The organism is Chryseobacterium sp. ZHDP1, assembly GCF_018603435.1.
Lineage (GTDB): Bacteria > Bacteroidota > Bacteroidia > Flavobacteriales > Weeksellaceae > Chryseobacterium > Chryseobacterium indicum.
The window spans coordinates 3,086,289-3,107,394 of the sequence record NZ_CP075682.1 but is presented as its reverse complement, the minus strand read 5'-3'; the positions used below and the strand labels follow the sequence as shown (position 1 = coordinate 3,107,394).

11 protein-coding genes and 3 tRNA genes are annotated in these 21,106 nt (G+C 34.0%); 4 read left to right on the top strand and 10 right to left on the bottom strand.

What is annotated here, in order from left to right:
- Window positions 1–8 precede the first annotated feature (8 nt).
- Entirely contained in the window at window positions 9–1,715 is a 1,707-nt protein-coding gene (locus tag KKI44_RS14095; protein ID WP_214587857.1) for a helix-turn-helix domain-containing protein, read from the top strand.
- Window positions 1,716–1,906: 191 nt separating this feature from the next.
- On the opposite strand, the gene KKI44_RS14090 is transcribed toward KKI44_RS14095, so the two are convergent.
- The 8 genes from KKI44_RS14090 to KKI44_RS14055 form a co-directional block, all read right to left on the bottom strand.
- The gene (locus KKI44_RS14090; protein ID WP_214587856.1) at window positions 1,907–3,688 is read right to left on the bottom strand and encodes a cytochrome-c peroxidase; all 1,782 of its coding nucleotides are present in this window, start codon (window positions 3,686–3,688) and stop codon (window positions 1,907–1,909) included.
- Between the two features lie 81 nt (window positions 3,689–3,769).
- Window positions 3,770–5,233: an alkaline phosphatase PhoX gene (locus KKI44_RS14085; protein ID WP_214587855.1), complete on the bottom strand. Its 1,464-nt coding sequence runs from the start codon at window positions 5,231–5,233 to the stop codon at window positions 3,770–3,772.
- A 219-nt stretch (window positions 5,234–5,452) separates the two neighbouring features.
- On the bottom strand, window positions 5,453–11,140 hold the full coding sequence (locus KKI44_RS14080; RefSeq protein ID WP_214587848.1) for an alpha-2-macroglobulin family protein: 5,688 nt from the start codon (window positions 11,138–11,140) through the stop codon (window positions 5,453–5,455).
- Between the two features lie 80 nt (window positions 11,141–11,220).
- On the bottom strand, window positions 11,221–13,152 hold the full coding sequence (locus tag KKI44_RS14075) for a leucine-rich repeat domain-containing protein (protein ID WP_214587847.1): 1,932 nt from the start codon (window positions 13,150–13,152) through the stop codon (window positions 11,221–11,223).
- Window positions 13,153–13,206: 54 nt separating this feature from the next.
- A complete protein-coding gene (locus KKI44_RS14070) occupies window positions 13,207–15,162 on the bottom strand; it encodes a hypothetical protein (protein WP_214587846.1) in 1,956 nt (651 codons plus the stop codon).
- A gap of 313 nt (window positions 15,163–15,475) precedes the next feature.
- A tRNA-Leu gene (locus KKI44_RS14065) sits at window positions 15,476–15,559 on the bottom strand.
- A gap of 5 nt (window positions 15,560–15,564) precedes the next feature.
- Window positions 15,565–15,640, bottom strand: a tRNA-Gly gene (locus tag KKI44_RS14060).
- A gap of 6 nt (window positions 15,641–15,646) precedes the next feature.
- Window positions 15,647–15,728, bottom strand: a tRNA-Leu gene (locus tag KKI44_RS14055).
- Window positions 15,729–15,919: 191 nt separating this feature from the next.
- On the opposite strand from KKI44_RS14055, the gene KKI44_RS14050 reads away from it, so the two are divergent.
- From KKI44_RS14050 to KKI44_RS14040, 3 genes are read left to right on the top strand one after another with little or no spacing between them, the layout of a single operon-like run.
- Window positions 15,920–16,297, top strand: a complete 378-nt coding sequence (locus KKI44_RS14050; RefSeq protein WP_076391131.1) for a DUF3127 domain-containing protein — start codon at window positions 15,920–15,922, stop codon at window positions 16,295–16,297.
- Window positions 16,298–16,356: 59 nt separating this feature from the next.
- Window positions 16,357–17,010, top strand: a complete 654-nt coding sequence (gene aat, locus KKI44_RS14045; protein ID WP_214587845.1) for a leucyl/phenylalanyl-tRNA--protein transferase — start codon at window positions 16,357–16,359, stop codon at window positions 17,008–17,010.
- Entirely contained in the window at window positions 16,997–17,887 is an 891-nt protein-coding gene (locus KKI44_RS14040; RefSeq protein ID WP_214587844.1) for a DMT family transporter, read from the top strand. Before aat ends, KKI44_RS14040 begins: the two co-directional genes overlap by 14 nt.
- A 49-nt stretch (window positions 17,888–17,936) precedes the next feature.
- On the opposite strand, the gene KKI44_RS14035 is transcribed toward KKI44_RS14040, so the two are convergent.
- On the bottom strand, window positions 17,937–19,316 hold the full coding sequence (locus tag KKI44_RS14035) for a tetratricopeptide repeat protein (protein ID WP_214587843.1): 1,380 nt from the start codon (window positions 19,314–19,316) through the stop codon (window positions 17,937–17,939).
- Between the two features lie 325 nt (window positions 19,317–19,641).
- Window positions 19,642–21,024, bottom strand: a complete 1,383-nt coding sequence (glmM, locus tag KKI44_RS14030) for a phosphoglucosamine mutase (protein WP_214587842.1) — start codon at window positions 21,022–21,024, stop codon at window positions 19,642–19,644.
- Between the last annotated feature and the right edge of the window lie 82 nt (window positions 21,025–21,106).

The window sequence follows — 21,106 nt, the reverse complement described above, 5'->3', positions numbered from 1 at the left end:
AAACACATATGCTCTTAAAAAAAATACTCGTTATATTTTTTTTTATTTCTGTAAAAATTTATTCTCAAAGCCTAACTGATCTAAAAGATTCTCATGAGATCGACAGTTTAATAAAAAAAGATCAATGGGATCTCGTACATCACAAACTGAGTAACGAAAACATCAACTTCAAAAGGCTTTCAAAATATAATACAAAATATGATTTGCTGATTAGAATTGATTCAGCCTCTTCTTTATATGGAAAGGGGAAGTTTTCTGAGGCAGAAAAATCTGTATTCTCTTTTTTGGATTTACTTCAGAAAAACAAGAATAAAATCGCTTTTTCTTATTATGAAGCATTAAAACACATTGCAGTAACAAGACTTTTTTATATTGAAAAAAGAAAAGGAAATATAGCACTGGGACTAAGATATCTTAACAATTTAACCATAGGAATGAGTCCAGTATATAAAAAGAAACAATTAATCTTTTTTGCTGTAGCGTATATAGAGCTAAGAAATTATAAAAAGGGGATTGATCTTCTCAGTATACATTTAAATGATATTTATAATGATCGTGAGAACAGACTTTACACAAAGTTTCTGAAGGCAAAAGAAATTGCGGCGGCTTATAATACGAAAAGTGATGCTTTTATCAATTGGTACAAAGATACGGGAGCAATAAAATTTCTGGATTCCGCGGAACAAAACTATGAGAAAGCTTATCAGCTAATGAAAAATTCCGGGAATTTTTCAGCATATTCTAAAGCTCTTCACAGAAGTAGAAAAGCTCAAATCGCTTTACTCAAAAAAGAATATAACCTTTCGTTATCTCTTTTTAACGATTGCGAAAAAGATTCTGTTTTAATGAAGAAAAGTTTTTCTAAAGAAATAGTCTGGATTTCTAAAGCTGAAATATATACCAATCTTAAAAAAAGTGATTTAGCATTCAAATATCTTAGAAAATTAACCACTGATATTCAGGACTCCAAATGCTCATATGAAAACAAGCTTAAAGTCTATTATTTATTAAGTATCAATTATGAACGTAATGGTAATAATGAAATGGCATATAAGTATGCAAAACTGAGCTTATCAGAAATAAACAAAGAAAACGCTCAAAAAAATACCGGAAATTTTTTCATGGGGATTTATGAAAAAGAAGAGATCAAAAATATTTCCGAAGAAACACTCAAAAAGAATAATAAGAATTTATTTATATTTTTTGCATCATTAATTCTGATATCTACTCTTTTTTATATAATATATTATCAAAAAAGGAAGAATAAAGATGAGATTATTAAAAATAAGAATCTCTACAAAATCGGACTCAATACACAAAACGATGATTATCAAAAACCTCATACTCCTATAGAAAATGACACGGTTTCTAATATTCTCTTAAAACTTGACTCTTTAGAATTAAAAAAGAAATTTTTATCCAACAGCTTCAAACTTGCCAACGTTGCTAAACAAATGAATACCAACACTACGTATTTATCACAAATAATAAACCAGTATAAGGGCGTATCATTTTCTGAATATGTAAACAATCTTCGAATAAATTATATTTTAACAGAATTGGAAAAAAATCCTGTAATCCGTAAATACAATATTGAAGTAATATCTAAAGAAATAGGATATAAAAGCTGCACTACTTTCATTAATGCTTTTAAAAAAAGGGTACACATGACCCCCTCTGAATATATTAAGAAACTGGATAAAAAAAATCTTTAACAAATAAGGGAATATTTATAATTCCTCATCTTAAACCAAAAGATCTTTATAGAATCTTGGAAAAGCTGAAACAAAAAAAGCCTTGAAATTTATTTAATTTGAAGGCTTTTAATCTCATGCAGCACTTAAACCCGCGCGATGGCGCGACGAGAGACACATGATGTTAAATAAAAGAATTTAAACGCATTACTCTATTTTTTTTCATCAGATAATGTTCTTAAAAAACTTATGATGTCCCGCTTTTCTTTTTCAGTTAATTTCAAATTTTCAAAAGGCAAAGTCTGATATTTCAGCTTCATTCCAATACCATTTCCGCCGCCTAATCTGTAAAATTCTATTACTTCTTCCAATGTTTTATATACTCCATTGTGCATGTAAGGTGACGTTTTTTCAACATTTCTTACAGTTGGAGTTTTAAAAGAAAATTGGAGTTGTTCAATTTTATTTAATCCATATCTGCCTTCGTCATCATCAATAGCCGCATTTTTCCATGCGATATTTTCCGGAACACCGATAACTTCAGATTCGGAGTTGTTAAACCAGGGTGGAACAGTTCCGTTATAAACAGGAATAAAATGACAGGTTGCACATTTGGCTTTACCGGCAAATAAATTAAATCCGTTTTCTTCGCTTTCCGTAAGTGCTGCTTTGCCTGAAAAATATCGATCTATTTTGGCACTAAAGGGCATTAAACTTCTCACATAAGAAGCAATAGCATTTCTAATTTCATAGGGCGTTATTTCTTTTTTATCGGGAAAGGCTTTTTTAAATAACTGAACTAAATTTTTGTCTGTTGTAATTTTATCTTTAATTTCTTTCGGAGAAAGATTAAACTCATCCGGGTTTTTCATGACACTTTCAATTTGGTTTTCCAAATCTTGCGAACGCATATCATAAAAAAATGATTTTTGAAATGATGAATACAGCAATGTTGGTGAATTCCGCCTGATGTTGTTGCTATGAATATTAACTACCGAAGTCTTTTTGCCGTCTGTAAAAGCATATTCTGCATTATGACAGGTTGCACAGCTCATTTTATTGTTTCGTGATAAATTCACATCATTAAACAATATTTTTCCCAATGCTGTTTTTTCTACAGTTGATTTTGATGCTGCATATGGGGAAAATGCATCAGGATTGAGTTTTTTTCCCTGCATTAAATCGGATAAATGCCCATAAAATACTTTATTGTCTTTGAAATGTGGAGTCTGTTCAATAATAGTTTTAAATTCATGTTCAAAAGCAACGCTCATCGGCATTAAATGATTTTTTATAAATTCCAGTCTGTTAAAAGTATTAAAATCGCTGTTTTTATTAATGTATTGTCCCGCTTTTTCAAAGGATTCAATTAAACGGGGATTTATTTCCTGTTTATTGGTTTCACAATACAAAGTATAAAACTCTTCTATTCCTTTAATGCCATCTTTGGCTTCATTCATAGAATTAAATGCTACGGGAGAATCAAAACCTGTGACTCCCAAGGTTGCAATTCTAATGATTTGATGTTGCATCAATTCGTAAAAATGATGATTCTGAATGGGTAAATCTTTAAAATTCTGATGAACAAATTTTAAATCTGTCTTTAAAATATTAATCTGCTTTTTTAGTTCGTTTCTGTTTGTGGGATCATTGAAAATTATCTCTTCTATTACCTGAAAACCCGCTGCATCGTTTACAATATTATCATCTGTTTTGATTTCTGGTAGAGCGGGACCGTTTATTCTTCTTGAAAGACCTTGAAAATAGTACTCTACAAAGGGTTCTATTTCTTTGTATTCTTTCCTTGCTTTTTTAAAGTTTAAAATGAGCTCTTTTTGACTTCTCGTGCCTTCCAATTCTGTTAAAGTATTACTTAGTGTATCTATCTTTTTTAAAACAGTTGTTCTTAATTTGTTCTCAAAAGTCTGGTGTCCTTTATCTGTACATGAAAAAACAGCAGCTAAAAATAGCAGTATAATTATTGTTCTAAGCATTGTTTTACTTTTGTTAGTATAAATAAAAAACTTTCGCTTATTTAAATTGAGCGAAAGTTTTTCTAAAAAATAAATGATATTTTATCTGGGTACATTTTTCAGGATAAGCGTTTGTCCTCCTGCTTTATAAGGCTGAACTGAAATCGCTTTACTAGGATTTAAAAATTTATCTCCTTCTACCCAAGAGTGTGCATGTACATTGATGGTAAACGTACCGGGAACTCCTACTACATCAGAAATATCAACCATGGCACCGTGTTCCCAAAGACCATATTTAGTATCACTTGCAGGATTATACTTAGTTCCTAACATATCCGCATCTCTGTGTCTCATATCCATGAATACTTTTTTGGTTCCTGTTGCAATGTTATACTGCCATATCAATGAATTATGCGTTGCTTCCGGCCAATAAGAATCTCCATCTTCCTGAATATATACATAATTCTCTGTAACACACAGGTTATCCGGATTAATAATATCAGTCCCTTTTACGTTAGCTCCGGAAGGTGAAACATCCCCGTCCGCAATAATTTTTAGCGTTCCTTTAAGTGGATCATTGGCATCCAGTTTTAACTGATAAACTCTTCCCATATATGTTTTCTCGGTAGAACCACTTACACCGGTAGCTGTGAAATAAATCTCTCTGTTGTTAGTAACTGAACCTTTTCGGTAATCCAAATCTTCCACACGGGCAAACTGTATCGATTTAAGACTTGAATTTAGGTTTTCAATTTCAGTCCCTGTTAAGTTTTTGGCATTGGGTACCTCTACAAACTCTACAGGGTAATTGTTATTCCATGTCATTGAAGTTTCAATCTGGTTCAAATCCGTTCTTCTTAAAACATATAACTTACCATTATCCAAGTCTCCGACTGTGTTGGAAACATATAAGTAAACCTGTGCGTTGGAAGCATCTTCGCCAACAATAACCACCGTTTTTCCGGGGTAAGCATTTTTTGTTAGAGGGACATAGTTCTCAGCACTCATTTTTCCCATAGCTGGCTTCGTTCTTGTATTGTTTGATGGCATTGCGGCAGCTAAAGGATCAATTGCATGGCACATTGCATTCACATTAGACTCACCTGCCGTTAAAAACATTGGACCAAAACCATGAATTTCCGGAGTAGCCATAGAAGCAGAACAAAGTCTGAATCCACCACCATCAGAATTTACAATATATTCACCTTTGGTAATGTTTAGTTTTTTGTCTAAATACAATCTGGATACCGCCCATGTATTTTCGTGATTAGTCACCATTATGTAACCACTTCCATCTGGATTTTTAATGAAACCCTGACCGTCAGGAGCTCCACCATAAACCATATTTCCGGAGTTTGGAATAACATCTTCACTACTTACCAAAGTGTAAACCCCTACTCCTGAAAAATCAGATCCCATTTTAACAAAGGACGGAGTAACCGACCGGTTTTTGAATTCTATTGTTTCGTCCGGAGATGTTGTATTATCATCATCTTTACAAGCAAAAAAAACAGAGGCTGCAACAGATGAAGCTAATAAAACCAATACTGTACTTTTTCTCATCATAATTTCAGTTTAATTATTTTTGACAAAAGTATTGCTCGGTTATAAATTGAATATTAAAGTAATATCAATATATTATTACTAATGCTCCGAAAAATTATTTCATAATCAAGGATCTGTTTAAACAGGTTTTATAATAAATGTCTCAATTGTTAAAAATCTGAGCAGAACAAAAACACTTTTTAAAATATCATTTTTACCGTTTTATAATTTGTAAACAAATCATTCCGAAATCATCACATTACTTCCTTTCGTATGCGCATTCATATGTGGCGCGTAATAATTCTGGATCGTGGTAATTCCGTTTGAGAATATTCCGGATGCATTGGCGACATAATCGTATTCGAAAACATACTTCCCTTTCGGCATCTGTTCAATATAAAAATTCGTGGATGCATCTTTGGTCGACTGATAATAGCCCAAACCATTTTTCCACTGATACCCTGAAAGTACATCCAAAGGCTCAAATCCTGCGGCTCTCATGTCTTTGATGTGAATGAATTCCATCGGTCGGTCTGTATTTAAGATCATTCGTACCGTCACTTTATCGCCTATTTTCAATGGAGTTTCCGGAGTGATTTTCTGTAATTCTTCCCCGTTCACGGTTTTTACTTTTCTGTACAGTTCTTTGGTGACGGACAGGTAATTCTCGGAAGATTTGATCTTATCCAGATCTTCGTAATATTGCCAGAACAAACCTCCCTGAACAATTCCTGCGCCTGGTTTTGTGACGGTAACGGTGGCTAAATTCTTATCTAAAACATCCGATTTCACGGTAGATTTCACATAACCTGTTGCCTGAGTCTGTGGCTGAAGCTCTTTTCCGCCCCAAATAATGGTTGCTTTATCACTTTCCGCAGTCGTCCATGATTTTCCTGAATTTAAAATCGTAAAAATCACCTCTGAAGTTCCTCTTGAGCTTCCCCAGGAATTCACTTCTTTCTGCGTAATCAGCCAGATTTTCATGTCTTCAATGAACTTCTGATCGTTGGTTTTCAATTTATTAAATGCTTCCAATGCTCCTGCATGATTCACCACTTTCGAGCTGAACCAGCCCCAGTCATCAAGATTCTGTTTCCAGTACACCCCCTGTGTTTTTGAATCTACCGAAGTTTCTTTTAAATAATTTAATAATTTATCTGAAACCTCTTTTAAACCATAATCATTCATCAGTAAAGCGGCACGATGCAGTCCGAAGAAGGTAAAATGTGTAATTTTCATCGTTTTTACGTTCTGTTTTACCATGGATTTTAAAGTGGCTCCTTTTCCTTTTAACGGATACTGTTTTTCCCAGTAATTTCGGGTGTCGAGATACTCTAAAGTCCAGTTATTGATTACATTTTCTTTTCCCGCACTGAGCGAAGTCGAAGTGTATTGTTCAATTTCATTATCTGCGTATTTGATCAGGTTCGCTACCAATTCATTTTCTTCGGGATTTTGGTAATCTTTTACGTTATCTTTCAGCCAGACATTGATTTTCCCTAAATTTTTCAGAATGTACAATGATGTGGAATACGAACTCGGATAACCTTTATACCACGAAAATCCTCCATCCGGATTCTGCAGTTTCTCTAAATCTTCCCAATCCTGCTGAATTGAATTTTTCATTGAATTGACATCGAACAGCAAAGCCAGTTTCGACATCTGTTCTTCTTCATTTTTGCTTTCCAGAACCCAAGGTGTTTCTTCCAGTAACAACTGTTTCAGTTCCTGATTTTTTTCAAGACTGGAATTCAATAATCCTTTATTCTGATATTCTTCGAAAACGGTTTTCAGTTTCGGATTGGCTTTAAAGATTTCTGATGCCAAAACATCGGCAAACCATTTATTAAATACAACATCCGCTGAATTGTTCCGGTCATTTTTCAGGCTCGGAAGCGCAAACATGATTTCCCAAATCGGGTTGGTCGTGAGTTCCAGCGTATTGGAGACATTGGAAATCGTGGTTGAAGTCGCATTTTTAAGGTTTTCCAGTTCAAATGTTTTGGTTTCGCCTTCTTTTACAAAAACCGGAACCGCATCGGTTACGAGCATTCTGTTCGGTAGAACTGCAATTGCTTTTTGTTCCCCATCGGAATATTGTCCTGCTTTTGCCACCACTTTTAAAATAATAGATGAAACATTGTTTGGCACTTTTATTTTCCATGTCAAGGCTGAGTTTCCGTTTTCATTTAATTCAAAGTTCTGAATGCTTGAATTTAAACCAAACTGAGACGAAATATCTTCATTGGTGAAGGCATCCAGAATCTGCAAATCTGCTGAACCGCTTAATTTTTTATTGGTTAAGTTCGATAGTTTGGATTGAAGATTCAGTTCATCCCCTTCTCTTAAAAATCTTGGATAGTTTGGCGTTACCGAAAATTCTTTCTGCGTTACGACTTCTTTTTCCAGCGTTCCTGCTTTTGCGTCTTTCGTATGCGCCAAAAACATCAGTTTCCATTTTGTAAGTGCTTCCGGAGAAGTAAATCCAAAGCTTACATTGCCTTCGGAATCGGTTCTCAGATCCGGGTAGAAAAATGCGGTTTCGTTTAGGTTTTGGCGAACGGGGATATTGGTTAAAGTGTTTTCGTTTTCTAAAACCGAAATTTCGTCACCTTTCGCAATTTTATGATGTATTCTTTCTCCTTCGAGTTCGTTCAAAACTATGTCTCCGGAATATCCACATGCTCCGCCCAAAAATGTTAACCCTTCAGGAATATCTCCCTCATACCAATTGAAATATGGCGGTTCTATTGAAAAAGATCTTACATAAGGAACCTCTTTTGAAGCAAATCTCGCACTAAGATTATATTTAACTTTGTAAGACATTACTGCATAATACGGAACATAATGCCTTTTCCATTCGAAAGTATTTATAGAAAACTGATCTAAAGATCTGTCATACATTGTTGCCAAGATTTCTGCTGTCAAGCTGAGCTCAGTTGAAGCCTTTTTATTATTTTCTGTGATTTTGACTGTCCATTTTTCTTTAGAGCCCGGTTCAATCTTATCTCTGAAAACTATTGTTTCGATAGTAAGAGGATTTTCGTTTTCTTTTATTTTAAGAGTAATCTCACTATGCTGTACTTCATTGTAAGCAATGATCTGAAACTGAACATTAATTTCTGAAATATTTTTATTTTTAGGAACTTCAACAATATAGTTTAATACGCCATTTTTTAATTGTTTTATTTCAACTGTAGTGTTTCCCAGACAGTCCTGTAAAAAGATATATACCAAAGCATCCGGAATTGCAGAATATACGTAGATATTGGCTTTTTCACCCCTTAAAAATTCCTTCTTTGGATCTACAACATTCAAAAATACCCTTTCTTCTTTTAAGGAATTTTTATCCCAAACATTAAAGCGCTGAGATGTTTTGATCAACTCTTTATTCTGACTATCATAAAGTTTCAACTCATATCTCCCGACTTCTAATTTTCCTAAATCTAAATTGGCTGCCAATTGTTGGTTATCTGTTTTTGGATCATAGATTTTATCGAGAATCACTTTTTCTATTTGTCCCTCTTCCTTATATTCGTCCTCATCAAAATAGTCATGCGGAAACTTGGCTATAAACTCTTCTTTAGAAAATTGTGATAAATTCTGAATTTTATCTTCAAACATCTTTCTAAAAATCCTGTCTGGCGACTTCAGTTTGGAAAGTTTTATATGATATGGCTTTTCAACATCCTGATTATTATAATTTTTTGTTTCAACATTAATTTTTATATTTTCGTCTGTAAAAGCATCTTTAATTTCTTCGGCTTTGATGTAATAAGGAACTGAAGCCACATTTATTTCAACAGAAGCCGACTGTGTTTCTCCATTGATATCCGTAACAGACGCTTCAATTTTAAAACAGTCTACCTGAAGACCTTTTAAATATGTATTTTCTTCAAAAGTTACAGAAATCGTGAATTCCCCGTTCTCATCGGTTTTCACCTTTCCCAGTATAGAGTTTCCATAGTAACCGTAACTTTTTTTATAATGGCTGAAGAATTTCCAGCGGATATCATTCTCTGTAATTTCATAGTTTACAACTATATTACGGAGGGGAACATCTGAAAATGATATTGCTCTCCCCTTAAGTTCTACCGTTTGCCCATATTGATATTCTCCTTTTACTGGCTCGAAAGTAATCTCAAATTTCGGTCTTTTATATTCCTCTACAAGAAAAGTATGAAAACAGTCTGCTCCGTCCTCAATCATTAAAGCAAAGGTTCCGTTTAGTTTTCCTTTAGGCAGAACAAAGCTTCCGTGATAAGAACCGAATTCATTGGTCGTAAATTCCTGTGAAGAAATTTCCTCTTCGTTTCCATCGGTTAAAACTATTTTTTGTTTTATTCCTTCGACAGCCGATTCCGTTTCGTTTTCTATTTTAGTATTAATTACCTTAAAATAAACGGTTTGTCCCGGTCGGTAAATCGCTCTGTCGGTAAAAATCTGCGGTATGGTTTTATTAAGGATATCTCTTGTTTGCTCTTCTGAAAATTTTCTTCCCCATATATCCAGAATTTGAAAATCATTAGTTTTTGGATGATGGACAAGATATTTTCTATATGAATTATTTACATCTGACGGAATTTTAAAGATACCTTCATCATCCGTTTTGGCATTCAGTTTTACCAAATCCTGATCTCGAAGATATTCGAAAAAAACAATTTCCTCGTTAGAAATCGGTTTTCCATTTTCACTGTTTACCAACCTGAATGATTCCGGAAAATCATTTCCATCTTTATGATGGTAAATTATTTTATAATCGGATACTGTGAAAAAATAGTTTCTGACTGAATCGCTTTCAGCTAAATCTTTTGAAGAAAATTCTGCAACATATAATCCCGGAGATAAAGGTTTAATCTCCAGAGAAGTTTTCATCTCTTCATAAATTTCACAGTGAGGAAGTGTATAATGTTCTTTTCTGACAAGTGTTTTTTCAATTTCATGGTAATATTTTCCTTCGGAATAATAATCTCTTGTATGCTCAATAAAAGATTTAAAACCGCCTTTCACTTTATAAATATTCAGAATAAAATCAGAAGTATTGCGATATTCTGCTACTATATGAATCGGTTTATTGCTTTGTACCTGTTCTTCAAAATTCAGTCCCAATTTAGGACTGGTCATTAAATCTTCTTTGTATTGAATTTCTTGTAAAAACGGGGATTTTGGAAACTGTTTTTTTGCCTGATCTGCAATTTCAAGAGCTTCTCTGGATTTATCATCATTCCTGTATATTGTCATGATGTCCCGCATCATTAAAACTTTGTAATCTCCGTCAATATCAGATTTCAGAATAGTCTGCAACTGTTGCATTTTATTCAATTCTTTATCTAACGAACTGAGATAGAGCAATTTTTCGTGCATAAAATACAACTTCGAATTGCCCTCATTTTCATTAATCAATACATCGTAGATTGTAAGAATCTTATTTTCATTTTCTTTCAGTTTGTTCTTCGTAAAAAAAACATCGTCTGAGAGAAAATTAATTTTTCTCATTAAATACCAGTCATGCAAAGTTTTATAATAAGCAATATCTTCCTCATAACCTCTGAAAAGCTGCCTGTACTTTTCAGTTGAAATCTTTTTAAGAGATTCTTTTTTCAGGTCGTTTTTTCTGAAACTTTCGGATATATAGTTTTTAAAGTCAAGTACAGTCCATGTTTCAATTTGAGACAAATCCTGAGAATCTATATTGGTAAGATCTTCTCCTGAAAAACTTGCGTTGAAATAATCAAGAGCAAAAGTACTGACGAGAATTTCGTACAGTATTTTTTCTTCTTCTTGTAAGGACTCTTCCGAATCATGCACTTTCTGCAGAAAATGGGAAATTCTATTATTTTCGTTATCTTCAAAATAGCGAGCATAATGTATGCCTGCAAATTCATTTCTAAGAGAAATTATAAGCTGTACCACGTTGGCTTCCATCATATTATGTTTTTAATATTTTTATCGTTATTTAAGAAATTAAAATTAATCTGAATAATGAAAATGGAGAATCGTTTTCTTTTTTAAATCCCAAATTCATCTTTCTCCCAAATCCATAAATTTACGCTTGGTAATCCACAGTAAATGGCAATTTCAGGACGATTCAATTGTGATTCAAGATTAAGTTCTTTGGAATTATTCACTAATAAATTGACTTCCCTTAAATTAGGCAAAGTATTCAGCACCTTTACGTCTGTAACTTTTGTTTGGTATAAATCCAAGCGCTCTAATTTTTTTAATGCTTCTAATCCTGAAATATCATTTACCTCATAGCTTTCCAATAATGTTAACCATTTCAAATTGGGAAATTTCCAGATTTCTTTCAGATCAATTTTATTCTGAAGAGAAGATAAATCTAGTTTTTCAAGGGATGGTAAAGTTTCAATGGAAGACAAATTCTTAATTGCACTATTTCTCAAATCCAAAACTTTCAGCTTTTTCAGGGTTTTTAATTGCAGCTTCTTTATGTGTTCAAGCTTCAGAAATTCCAAATTAGGAAACTGGCTCAGCCCTTTCACCGCACAATCTTCATGACTGTAAAAACTCAATCTTTTCAGTGATTTCATTTTTGGAAGCATATTAATGTCACATTTCCCGTCACTGCTTATCTCCAAAGATTTTAAACGTTTTAAATGTTCAAATCCCGTACAATATAAATTTGATTCACTGTAGATATTTAAAAACTCCAAGTTTTTCAGATTTTCCAAATCGATAATCTTCTTTGTTTTTTCTATCCTTATTTCTAATTTTTTTAATTTTTTAAAAGTAAGAATAGATTCCACAGTCTGTAACGAAATATTGTAACCTATTTTTAAAGATTCCAGTCCTGTAAATTTTTCGATGGGATAGTTTGTGGGTTTATCCTGAGATTCATAAAACTCCAGCTCTTTCAGCTGTTTTTTTAGAGGAAACAGTTTTGAAAAAATTCGGGTATCTTTACTATCTTTTCCAAAACCGTTTAATTCAAAACTTGTCAAATTAGGAAAATGCTTAAAATAACTATGTTTTTTAATCGCTGAATCTCTAACCTCTACGCTCTGGATTTGTTTTGCAATGGATAAAAATGCATCCACATAAAACTTAGATTTATCAAATGTGAGATGATGCAACCTTTCAAATTTTTCCAGATTATCAATTTTTTTTCCTTTAAAATTGGTAAAATGTATATGATTAATATAATTTCTGATCCCTAATACATTTTTTAGATCGAGCTGCTTTTTATCTTTCACGAAAACAAAACAGGTAATTTTTTTATTAAAAGGATTTTCCAATTTCCTTATGTCTTCAACTATCGTATCATTATCGAATCCAATTTCTTCAAGCTCCTTAAGCTCAGAAATTCCTTCAAAATTTCCTATACGGCAGTTTACAAAATCAATATCCCCCACCGATTTTTTAAAGGGTATAAAAGAAATATCTTTAAACTGCGAGTCGGAAATGCTAATCCTGTAAATTGATTTTTCTTTTATTTTTCTTGGATGATAGGTGAAGGTTATTTTATCAAGATATAATACAGAAATTCCTTCTATATTGCTTATCTCCTGAATGTTTTCAATATGACAGTTTTCAATAGAAAAGCTATGGTGTCCTTTACTAACTGATGTAGGAAAGCAATTCAGCCCGCTTGCATCAAAATTCATATTAGAAAAATGAATTTCACTTGGAAAGTCTCTCGTTACCTCACAGTCATTGTTTGTGAACGTCACATTATCCAAATGAAAAGAATAACAATTCTCCAACTTCAATAATTCTGAAAAATTGGAAATGGTAGAATCGCTGACATACAATCTTCCTACATTCCTGATCCACGGCAAGATGATAGAAAAATCGTCAATTGTTAAATTTTTGAGATCTATTCTTGATCTTGCATAATCTTCCCAAGGTTCTTCCCCTAAAATTTCTTTTAATCTTTTATAAGCTTCTGATGTTTTATCTGTTTGATGATTTTCTTTCATTTTGAGTGGTTATTCTGTTTAAATATTAATCTTACTTTGCTTCTTACGGATCATTTAAATTCCAAATTCATCTTCTTTCCAGATGAAAAACATAACACTCGGCAATGCATAATAAGCTGCTATTTCGGGACGATCCAATTGTGCTTTGAGATTTAGTTTGTAATTTTTTACTGCCAAATTCACTTCTTTTAAATTCGGTAAAGTGTTCAGAACTTTCACATCTGTAACGTTGGTTTGGAATAAATCCAGACGCTCCAGCTTTTTTAAAGGCTCCAAACCGGAAATATCATCCAGTTCTTCACTTTCTAAAAATCCCAGCCATTTCAAATTCGGGAACTTATACATTTCCTTCAAATCAATATTATTCTGAATACATGATAAATCTAATTTTTCCAGAAATGGCATATTTCCAAAGGAAGAAAAATCTGTGATGTTACTGTTATACAAATCCAGAACCTTTAGCTTTTTCAAAGGTTTTAAATTCACCTTACCGACTCCTTGAAGGCTAAGAAATTCCAAATTGGGGAAACGGCTAAACCCTTTCATTTTAGAGTCATTTCCATACAAATTCAGCCTTTTTAAAGATTCTATTTTGGGAAGTGTTCTGAGATCGAACTTTTTATCATTGATGATCTTGAGAGATTTTAAACGTTTTAAATTTTCAAATCCTATAAACTTTGTCCTCGAATTAAAAATTAAAAACTCCAGCTTTTTCAGATGTCCCAAATCGAAGATCTGTTTGGTTTTTACAGTGCTTATTTTTAGCTTTTTCAATTTTTTCAACTGCATAATAGATTTTCCCGTTTTCGCAGAAATATCATAACCTAACTCTAAAGTTTCGAGTGAAGTAAATTGTCCGATGGGATAATCTGGAGCTTTCTTATCTATTTCATCGTGTTCATAAAAATCCAGACTCGTCAGCTGATCTTTTAACGGAAGTAATTTTGAGAAATTTTTTATCTCTTTACTCTCTCTAGAGAAACAGAGTGATTCAAAACTTTTCAAATTAACGAATGACCTGAAATAGTTATGTTTTTTAATCTCAGAATCTCTCATCTTCACTTTTTGAATCTGATTGGCAATAGGCAGAAAAGCATCGACATAAAATTCAGATTTATCAAATGAAAGAGTTTTAACCATTTCAAAATTTTCAAGATTCTTTATTTTTTTCGCTTTAAAATCGGTAAAGCTTAATTCATTAATATAATTTCTGAGTGAGACTGCATTTTTTAAACGAAATGGTTTTTCCGCCTTAATGAATTGACAGGTAATTTCTTTATTGAAAGGGTTTTCTAATTCTTCCTTGTTCTCAACAACCGTATCAGTAGTCATTTCAATTTCTTCAAGTTTTTCAAACTCTGAAATTCCGTTAAAACTTCCGATTCTACAGTTTTTAAACTCAATGTCTGTTACTGATTTTTTAAATGGTATAAAAGAAATATCTTCAAACTTGGAGTTGAAAATATGGATCATGTAGATTGATTTTTCTTTTACCTTGGTAGGGTTACAAGTAAAAGTTATACTGTCGAGATGTAGTGAATAAAGCCCTTTTATATTATTGATTTCCTGAATATTATCAATATGACAATTATTAATAAAAAGATGCTTATATCCTTTACCGGATGACGATATATGGAAACTGTTAAAACAACCTGCATCAAAGGTCATATTTGAAAATCGGATTTCATAAGGAAATCCTCTGTTTACATTACACTCGTTGTTTCTGAAAGTCACATTATCCAGAGTGAAACTGGAGCAACTATCTATTTTTAACAATTCGGAAAAATTGGCAATGGTACAGTTGGTAAGTTTTACTTTTGTTACTTTAACGAGGTACGGTAAAAACTTTGAAAAATCCTCAATATCGACGTCATTGAGATGTAAATATTGAAGTAAGTTATATTTTAAGTAATCTTCCGGTTTTATTCCTAAGATCTCCTCAATTTTCTGCGTTTCTTCATCAAGAACCGTTGATCTATTTATTTGATTCTCTGTATTTTCAGTACTCATCGTTTACATGTTTTTATGGTTATTATTTAATGAAAATTATTTTATTCAGCCCTTAAAACGTTTTAATAATCGCCTGATACATCTGCTTCAGCAATTGTATCAATTTCAAATTTTAATAAAAGGATCACATTTAGACCTGATCTTTATAATTTTTTAGCTCAATAGAATTCTGCAAATAAAGAATAAAAGGAAATAACAACAAAGCGGAAAAAGAAAATTTAACAACTATGGTATTGGATATATTATATCAGAGATTTTTGGACATAAAAAAAGCCCTCTTAAAAAGAGAGCTAAATCGCTGAAAATCAGCTTGTACCCCAGGCGGGACTTGAACCCGCACGCCAAAAGAGGCACAGGATTTTAAGTCCTGCGTGTCTACCAGTTCCACCACCAGGGCAGGCGTGGAGCGAAAAACGGGATTCGAACCCGCGACCCCAACCTTGGCAAGGTTGTGCTCTACCAGCTGAGCTATTTTCGCATACTGTGCGGATGAAGGGACTCGAACCCCCACGCCTCTCGGCACCAGATCCTAAGTCTGGCGTGGCTACCAATTACACCACATCCGCGTTGTTTATTAAAGAAAACTTATTTTTAAAAGAACTTGTTTCGTTTTGTCGTTTTCAGTGGTGCAAAGATAGGATAAATTCTTTTACCTCCAAACTTTTCAGGAAAAAAAATTAAAATTTTTACATTTTTTTTTTCACGTAGCCTTTATTACGATTGATTTTCTTACTTTTACAACGTTAATTAATATGATATGGAATTACAAGGAACGGTAAAGAAAATATTTGATGCTCAGACTTTTGCGAGCGGTTTCCAAAAGAGAGAAATGGTGATTCTGACGCAGGAGCAGTATCCACAACCGATAAACATAGAATTTTTGTCTGACAAGATTAGTTTATTGGATAATTTAAGAGAAGGAGAGAATGTAAAAGTAGGAATCAACATCAGAGGAAGAGAATGGGTTTCTCCACAGGGCGAAACAAAATACTTCAATTCCATTACAGGATGGAGAGTAGAAAAAGTATTCGATAATGCTTCAGAACCTACACAGGCAGCACCATCGCAGTCTGCTTCCCCGGTTTCTAACGAGAATCCTTTCGCAGATGACGAGGATGACGATCTGCCTTTCTAATACAATAGATAACACTGAAAATACAAATCCTGCTTTATCAAGTGGGATTTTTTTTGAAAATGGTTCGATTAGACGAAAACGAAATTTCATTTCCCGATCCGCAGGTTTATGACGGACATGAGGGCGTTATTGCTTTTGGCGGTGATCTTTCGATCGACAGGGTGTGGTTTGCCTATCAGCTCGGAATTTTCCCATGGTATAATCCTGATGAGGAAATTCTCTGGTGGTGTCCCGATCCGAGATTTGTGCTGTTTCCGAAAGAGATCAGAGTCTCAAAGTCGATGCGAAAAATTCTCAACAGGAATATTTTTACTTTTTCGGAGAATAAAAACTTCAGAGAGGTTATCAGAAACTGTCAGGAAATTAGCCGGAAAGGACAAACCGGAACATGGCTTTCGGATGAATTAATGGATGTTTTCATCAGGCTTCATGATTACGGACTGGCAAAAAGCATTGAAGTGTGGCGGGATGAAGAATTAGTCGGTGGTTTTTATGGTTTACAGATCGGAAATGTTTTCTGCGGCGAAAGTATGTTTGCCAAAGTAAGCAATGCTTCTAAAGCCGGATTTATTTATTTCGCTGAAAAATACCAGAACAGCATCGAACTTATTGACTGCCAGTCTCACACAGATCACCTTGAAAGTTTGGGAGCCAGAATGATTCCTAAAAAAGAGTTTTTAAAAATTTTATACGAAAACAATGAACGCAGATAAAGAAAAATGGATCCTCCTGATTGTACTCAGTATTATCTGGGGATCGTCATTTATTCTGATCAAAAAATCTCTGGAGCATTTCAGTCCTTATCAGGTGGGCGCTTTACGAGTACTTATTGCAGGAATTATTCTGATGCCTGTTGCAATTTCAAAATACAAGCTTTTTCCCAAGAAGCATTTAAAATGGCTGATTTTAGCGGCTTTTACGGGGAATTTTTTCCCGATGTTTCTGTTTCCGATTGCAGAGACAGAAGTAAGCAGCAGTATTGCGGGAATTATCAATTCTATGATGCCGATTTTCGTGATCATTGTGGGCGCTCTGATCTGGAAGTTTGAAACAACAAAGAAACAGCTTATCGGGACTTTAATTAGTTTCAGCGGAGTCTGTTTACTGGCTTTTGGCGGAGACGGAGAAGGCGGAAAATTTAAACTGATTCCTATTGTACTGCTTCTTCTGGCTACTTTTTGCTATGCTTTAAGTACAACAACGGTAAAATCCAAACTTATGGAAGTTTCGTCAACAGTTTTATCAGCTTTTGTGTTTGGATTTGTTTTATTTTTTCCTTCGTTAATTGCTTTAACATTTACCGGATTTTTCTCGACATTCAGTTTTGATGAAAGTAATCTGACGGGACTGTTTTTTGTAAGTCTTCTATCTATTTTCGGAACCGGATTAGCTATGATGATGAATTACCGCCTGTTAAAAGTTTCAACGCCATTATTTGCATCAACGGTAACTTTACTGATGCCTATTGTTGCAATCATCTGGGGAATTCTGGATGGCGAAAAGCTTTCGGTTTTACAGTTTGTGGGGGCAAGTATTATTATTGCCGGACTCATCTTTTTAAGGACAAAAACAAATGTTATCAAAAAATAAATCCTGCAGAAATGCAGGATTTGTATTGTGTCATCAGAAAATCAAATGACTAATTTTTCTTTTTAACTTTTGCCTTCGCTTTTTTAACCTCATCTTTAATGAAAGGATACTTTTTCTGCATATCCGTTACTAAAGAAGGATCAAGCTCCAGTGCATTCTGAAGAGATTCAACGCCTTTTTCCTGATCTTTAAGGTTGAAATAACAGTTGCTGAGCTGATAATACAATTCGGCTCTGTTATGTGATTTTAAAGCTTCTTTTAAAACGATGATCGCTTCCTCATATTCTCCCAAAAGCATTAAAACTTCCGAGTAAGCGTACCAGTTGTAGAATCTTGAAGGTTCCACATCCACCAGCTTTTTAAGACAGGAAAGACTTTCCTCGAACTTACCTGAATCAATGAACAGAAATGCTAATCTTTTCTGATAATCAAGGTTATTTTCGTTAAGATAGGTTGCTTCTCTTGCAAAGTGCAACGCTTCCGTCATTCCGCCCATTTCCTCGTAAAGATACGACTGCTCCATCATGGAAAGGTAGAACTGCGGATCTTCTCTTAAAGATTTCTGGAAAAAGTTTAAGGCAACGATAGGCTGCTTCAAAGCTTTATAACACAGCCCGATTTTATAGAAGGTAAATGCTTTGGTATATTCCAGTTCCAGCATCTCTTCGTAAACTTCAATTGCTTTTTTATACTGCCCTAAAGCTTCATAACAGGCTGCTTTATTGGCATAAACTCCTACAGAATTGGAGTTGATCGCCAGCAAATAATCGTATCCTTTTATTGCTTCTTCGTAATTTTTTCTGTTGAAGTAGAATTGTCCGTACTCGAACCACGCTACTTCAGAATAGGCAAATTCATCCAGATATTCATTCAGAAAGGCTATAGCTTCCTCACTCTTATTAAGATCTGCAAAGCACACCATGCAGTTTTCCAGCGAATATTCATCCGTAGGATCTTCTTTCAGTGCTTTTCTGTAGTGTTTAAGAGCGTTAAAAGGGTCTCCTAAATTAACATATTCGTCCGCAATAAAGTTGTGGAGGAAATTTTCTTCTTCCTTCAGCTCCAGTGCTTTTTTACAAATTTCTATGGATTTTTTAGGATTTCCTAAATTCGAATAATACTTTGCGTAGCATACCAAAAAGTCTGTGTTTTCCATTGAAGAACCTTTCAGCTCATCGATAAGGTCTTTCGCCGCATTATAATCTTCCCATTCTAAAAGAACTTCAAGTTTTTTAATCTTAATGTCCAAAGAATTGGGATGAAGCTTCAAACCGTAATTCACCGCCATATCGGCGTAATTAAAGTCTCCCAGCTCCAGGTAGTAAACAATGATGTCTTCCAATTCTTCTGTATCAAAGTAGAATTCATCATTATTTTCCATCATTTCTTCGAACTTCTTCACAAGTTCATTTCCAAAATACTCTTCCAATACTCACATCCTTCGTCGGCCAATGTCTGAATATGCTTACAAACCTCGACAAACTTTTTTAAATTAATATTACTTCTGAAATTTATGATTCAAAATGTATGCAAAGTTGCGAAATTTTTTTGACATTTATTTTCGTAAATTTCTATCTGAAAGATAGTAAAAAGATCATTATCATCAAAGAATTGTGGATAAAAAAGGAGGAGTTATTGTTAATTTAACATAATGATGAACGCTTTTTGCGAAGATTCAAATCTTCAATAATTTTTGAAGTTTTCAACTTTTAAACAAAAAAACGGAGCTAAGAAAGCTCCGCTGTTATTTCAAATTAAATTAAACTTTTAATTTTTGCGATGATATCGTCTCCTAATTTATCGGCTTCTTCCTGAGATTTTGCCTCTGTATAAATTCTGATGATCGGCTCTGTATTTGATTTTCTGAGGTGAACCCAGTTGTTTTCAAAATCGATTTTCACACCATCAACGGTAGAAACTTCTTCATTCTGATATTCTTTTTCCATTTTGGATAAAATATCATCTACATTGATTTCAGGCGTTAATTCGATTTTCTTTTTGCCCATGAAATAGCTTGGATAGCCTGCTCTCAGTTCGGAAACCGTTTTATTTTCTTTTGCTAAATGGGTTAAAAATAAAGCAACTCCAACTAAAGAATCTCTTCCGTAGTGAAGATCTGGATAAATAATTCCTCCGTTTCCTTCTCCTCCAATCACGGCATTTTTTTCCTTCATTAAGGTTACTACATTCACCTCTCCTACGGCACTGGCAAAATATTCGGAATTGTGGGTGTTTGCCACATCCCTTAAAGCACGGCTTGATGAAAGGTTGGAAATTGCCACTCCGTTTTTATTTTTCAGCAAATAGTCTGCAACGGCAACCAAAGTATATTCTTCACCAAACATTTCGCCTTTTTCATCGATTAAAGCCAGTCTGTCTACATCCGGATCAACAACGATTCCGAAATCTGCGCCTTCTTTTTTTACCAGCTCACAAATGTCTCCCAAATGTTCTTTTAACGGTTCCGGATTGTGCGGAAAATGACCGGTCGGTTCACAGTATAATTTTACCGTTTCGCAACCCAATTTATCCAAAAGCATCGGAATTGCAATTCCTCCAGTAGAATTAACCGCATCCAAAACCACTTTGAAATTTTTAGCTTTAATGGCTTCTGCATCTACCATCGGCAAGTCTAAAATCTGCTGAATATGAATATCAAAAGCATCTTCTCGTATCTCATATTTTCCCAAATCGTCCACTTCTGCATAATTGAAATCTTCGCTTTCTGCCAAAGCCAAAACCTCAGCTCCATTCTCTCCGCTGATGAATTCTCCTTTATCATTCAGCAATTTCAAAGCGTTCCACTGTTTCGGATTGTGGGAAGCGGTGAGAATAATTCCTCCGTCTGCTTTCAGTTCGGGAACCATAATTTCAACGGTGGGTGTTGTGGAAAGACCTAAATCTACTACGTTAATTCCAAGCCCCTGTAAAGTTGCCGTTACCAGAGAAGACACCATTTGTCCGGAGATTCTTGCATCTCTACCGATAACCAGGGTTAAATCTTTTTTATTTTTATTGTTCTGAAGCCAAGTTCCGAATGCGGAAGCAAATTTTACCACATCAAGCGGTGTTAAATTATCGTTTACTTTTCCGCCAATGGTTCCACGGATTCCTGAAATGCTTTTTATTAGTGACATTAAGTATGTTTTTATTTATATTCTTCTGAAACCATTTTTCCGACGTGGTTGAAATGGAATCTTTCGCAAAAATACAAATAAA

Bases quoted from the DNA above. Each gene is read 5' to 3' on its own strand.
- KKI44_RS14085 (WP_214587855.1), bottom strand. From the start codon at position 5,233: ATGATGAGAAAAAGTACAGTATTGGTTTTATTAGCTTCATCTGTTGCA.
- glmM (WP_214587842.1), bottom strand. From the start codon at position 21,024: ATGTCACTAATAAAAAGCATTTCAGGAATCCGTGGAACCATTGGCGGA.
- KKI44_RS14090 (WP_214587856.1), bottom strand. From the start codon at position 3,688: ATGCTTAGAACAATAATTATACTGCTATTTTTAGCTGCTGTTTTTTCA.
- KKI44_RS14070 (WP_214587846.1), bottom strand. From the start codon at position 15,162: ATGAGTACTGAAAATACAGAGAATCAAATAAATAGATCAACGGTTCTT.
- KKI44_RS14095 (WP_214587857.1), top strand. From the start codon at position 9: ATGCTCTTAAAAAAAATACTCGTTATATTTTTTTTTATTTCTGTAAAA.
- KKI44_RS14050 (WP_076391131.1), top strand. From the start codon at position 15,920: ATGGAATTACAAGGAACGGTAAAGAAAATATTTGATGCTCAGACTTTT.
- KKI44_RS14080 (WP_214587848.1), bottom strand. From the start codon at position 11,140: ATGATGGAAGCCAACGTGGTACAGCTTATAATTTCTCTTAGAAATGAA.
- aat (WP_214587845.1), top strand. From the start codon at position 16,357: ATGGTTCGATTAGACGAAAACGAAATTTCATTTCCCGATCCGCAGGTT.
- KKI44_RS14075 (WP_214587847.1), bottom strand. From the start codon at position 13,152: ATGAAAGAAAATCATCAAACAGATAAAACATCAGAAGCTTATAAAAGA.
- KKI44_RS14040 (WP_214587844.1), top strand. From the start codon at position 16,997: ATGAACGCAGATAAAGAAAAATGGATCCTCCTGATTGTACTCAGTATT.